A 3,547-nucleotide genomic window follows, 5' to 3' on the forward strand; every position below is an offset into this window, starting at 1 on the left:
GTGCGAGGGGTCCGGTGGGTGGGACGGGCCGGCGGAGCGGCGGCGCCCGGCGGGCTTCCGTCAGGCGGCGTCGGTGTCGGTGCTGCGCAGCACGTACATGTCGTCACCGAACACGGCCGAGATCTGGAGCTCACCCCCGAGAGCCCGGACGTATCGGGCGATCGTGTCGACGGTGGAGACCTCGCCCCGCTCGATCTGGGACACGCGGCTCTTGGTAACGCCCATCCGGTCGGCCACCTCGCTCTGCGACAGCCCGATGGCCTTTCGCCTCTCCGCGAGCCGGTGCCCATCGATGTACGCCTGGTTGCGCTTGCGGGCCTCGGCCACACCCTGTTCGCCGCCGGCGCCCGCAACGACGTCGGTCCGCACATCGCGCCACTTGGGAAAGTTCGTCATGGTGCCCGCCCTTCTTCGCTCTCGCGCTCCTTCACGTAGTCGGCGTACAGCTCTTCGGCACGCGGAATCGCCTTCCGATACCAGCCGGACCAGTCTCCCGACTTGTCTCCGCCCACAAGGAGGATCGCCGACCGCCACGGGTCGAAGACGAACAGAATCCGAATCTCCGTGCGCCCCGCCGACCCCGGACGCAACTCCTTCAGGTTGTGGATCTCCGAACCTTCCAGCCGATCGACCATGGGGCGGCCAAGTCCGGGACCGCCCTCGGCCAACCGGTCGATGGCGTCGACCACCTGGGCCGTGGAGCGCTCATCCAATGTGTCGATCCAGGTGAGGAACTCGTTGGTGACGCGTATCTCCCACTCCTCGACCATAAGCGGGAGTTTAGCAAATCCTTCACCCGGGGAATGCGCGAGTGGGTCGGGACGGACAACGGCGCTAGGTGGTCCGGTGGGTGGGACGGGGGTTGATGAGACTGGAGTCTCATGTTAGAACGTGTTCTAGATCTGTGGCCAAGCAAGCGCTCAGTCTCGGGGGCTCGCGGTTCGAGTCCCCCGCCCCGGACGAAGGGTCTCCCGCATGGCACTTGAGACGTCCATCGCCTCGGCCACCCGGCCGTTCCGCGCACCCGAGATCGACATCATCGACCCCGGCGTGTACGAGCGCGGGGGGATCCCGCACCAGCAGTTCGCGTGGCTGCGCGACAACGACCCCGTCCACTGGCACCAGGACCCGAACGACGGGGTGCCGGGGTTCTGGGCGGTGACCCGGCACGAGGACGTCGTGCAGGTGTCGCGGCGGGCGGACCCGTTCTCGTCGCAGAAGCGGACGTCGATGTTCGAGGAGTTCACCGACGACGACATCGCCCTGTACGGGCAGATGATGCTGTTCCAGGACCCGCCGGACCACACCCGGCTGCGGGCCATGGTGAACAAGGGCTTCACCCCGCGCATGATCGGCAGGCTGCAGGACCACATCCGGGAAATCTGCCACCGGCTCATAGACGAGGCGGCGCCTTTGGGCGAGTGTGACTTCGTGGAGTACTTCGCCGCGCCGCTGCCGCTCTACACGATCTGCGAGCTGCTCGGCGCGCCGCTGGAGGACCGGAAGAAGATCTTCCACTGGTCCAACAAGCTGGTGGCGTTCAACGACCCCGAGTACATCGGGGACCGGACGGAGTCGCAGCTCTGCGCGGCCGAGTTCGCCGGCTGGGCCGGGGAGCTGGCAAGCAGCCGGGCCTCGACGCCGCGCGACGACATCGTGACCAAGCTGCTCACCCCGGACGCGGACGGCTCCCGCATCACCGACGAGGAGTTCCAGCTCTTCGTGATCATGCTGTCGATCGCCGGGAACGAGACGACGCGGACGGCGACGGCGGGCGGCATGCAGGCGTTCTTCGAGCGGCCCGACCAGTGGGAGCGGCTCAAGGCGGACCGGAGCCTGCTGCCCACCGCGGTGGAGGAGATCGTCCGCTGGGTGAGCCCGATCAACCAGTTCCGCCGGACCGCCCTCACCGACGTGGAACTGGGCGGCAAGCAGATCCGGGCCGGCGACAAGGTCGTGCTGTTCTACGGCTCCGCGAACCGCGACGAGCGGGTGTTCGACGACCCGTTCTCGTTCGATGTGGGCCGCGACCCCAACCCGCACATCGGGTTCGGGGGCGGCGGGCCGCACTTCTGCCTCGGCACCCATCTGGCCCGGCTGAACCTGAAGATCATCTTCGAGACGATCCTGGACCGGATGCCCGACATCCGGCCCGCCGGCGAACCCCGCCGGCTGCGGTCGAACTTCGTCAACGGGCTGAAGGAGCTGCCGGTGCGCTTCACCCCGTCCTGACCACGAGGAGGCCCCGTGAGCGTCACCCCCGACATCGAGCTGGTCGACCCCGGTCCGTACGAGCACGGCGGCGTCCCGCACGGGCAGTTCGCGTGGCTGCGCGAGCACGACCCGGTGCACCGCCACCACGGCGACCCGGACCGGGGCCAGCCGCCGTTCTGGGCGGTGACGCGGCACGAGGACGTGGTGCACGTGTCGCGGCACCCCGAGCTGTTCTCCTCGTGGCGGCGGCTGGCGCTGTTCGAGGAGCCGGAGGAGGAGGCCCTCCAGCTCCAGCGGATGATGATGCTCAACCAGGACCCGCCCGAGCACTCGCGGAAGCGGAGCATCGTCAACCGGGGCTTCACCCCGCGCGCCATCGCCGCGCTGGAGGAGCACGTCCGGGACATCTGCCGGGACCTGGTCGCGGAGACGCTCGAACGGGGAGCGGAGGCCGACTTCGTGCGGGACCTGGCGGCCCCGCTCCCGCTGTACGTGATCTGCGAGCTGCTCGGCGCCCCGCCGGAGGACCGGGAGAAGATCTTCCACTGGTCGAACACGCTGATCGGCGGGGACGACCCGGACTTCCAGCGCTCGCCGGAGGAGGGCCAGGCCGCGGCGACGGAGCTGTACGCGTACGCCAACGTGCTCGCCGCCGACCGGCGCGAGAACCCCCGCGACGACATCGTCACCAAGCTGCTCCAGCCGGACGCCGACGGGCAGGTGCTGAGCGGCGACGAGTTCGAGCTGTTCGTGATGCTGCTGTCGGTCGCGGGCAACGAGACGACCCGCAACGCGGCGAGCGGCGGGATGCTGGCGCTGCTGGAGCATCCGGAGCAGTGGGAGCGGCTGCGGGCCGACCGCACCCTCGTCGCACCGGCGGCGGACGAGATCGTCCGCTGGGTCACCCCGGTCAACCTGTTCAAGCGGACGGCCGCCAGGGACACCGAGCTGCGCGGCCGAAAGATCGCGGAGGGCGACAAGGTCGTGGTGTTCTACGCGTCCGCCAACCGCGACGAGGCCGTGTTCGCGGACCCGTTCACGTTCGACGTGGGCCGCGACCCCAATCCGCACATCGGCTTCGGCGGAGGCGGGCCCCACTTCTGCCTCGGCTCACACCTTGCCCGACTCGAGCTCCGTGTGCTTTTCGAAACACTTTTGGACGCGGTGCCCAATATTGAACTCAACGGTAACGTTAGGAGGCTAAGGTCTAGTTTCATCAACGGCATCAAGGAGATGCCGGTTCGCGTGCGGCCGGCGTCGTCCTGAGCGGCGGGTACCGAGTGACGGGAGTGGTGCGTGGGCGGGGAACGGCGTGGGTGAGGCAGGCGGGGCG

4 protein-coding genes are annotated in these 3,547 nt (G+C 68.8%); 2 read left to right on the plus strand and 2 right to left on the minus strand.

Annotated features, from left to right (window positions below; translation table 11 throughout):
• Positions 1-60: 60 nt before the first annotated feature.
• Together E1200_RS31955 and E1200_RS31960 are read right to left on the minus strand one after the other, a co-directional pair.
• Positions 61-396: a helix-turn-helix transcriptional regulator gene (locus E1200_RS31955; protein ID WP_131956185.1), complete on the minus strand. Its 336-nt coding sequence runs from the start codon at positions 394-396 to the stop codon at positions 61-63.
• Positions 393-770, minus strand: a complete 378-nt coding sequence (locus E1200_RS31960) for a type II toxin-antitoxin system RelE/ParE family toxin (RefSeq protein ID WP_131956187.1) — start codon at positions 768-770, stop codon at positions 393-395. The genes E1200_RS31955 and E1200_RS31960 overlap by 4 nt, the downstream gene beginning before the upstream one ends.
• Before the next feature lie 205 nt (positions 771-975).
• On the opposite strand from E1200_RS31960, the gene E1200_RS31965 reads away from it, so the two are divergent.
• Entirely contained in the window at positions 976-2,232 is a 1,257-nt protein-coding gene (locus tag E1200_RS31965) for a cytochrome P450 (protein WP_131956189.1), read from the plus strand.
• Between the two features lie 15 nt (positions 2,233-2,247).
• Complete coding sequence (locus E1200_RS31970; RefSeq protein ID WP_131956191.1) at positions 2,248-3,480, plus strand: cytochrome P450; 1,233 nt, start codon at positions 2,248-2,250, stop codon at positions 3,478-3,480.
• Positions 3,481-3,547: the final 67 nt, after the last annotated feature.

This window comes from Actinomadura sp. GC306 (genome assembly GCF_004348665.1).
In the GTDB taxonomy this organism is placed as follows: Bacteria; Actinomycetota; Actinomycetes; order Streptosporangiales; family Streptosporangiaceae; genus Spirillospora.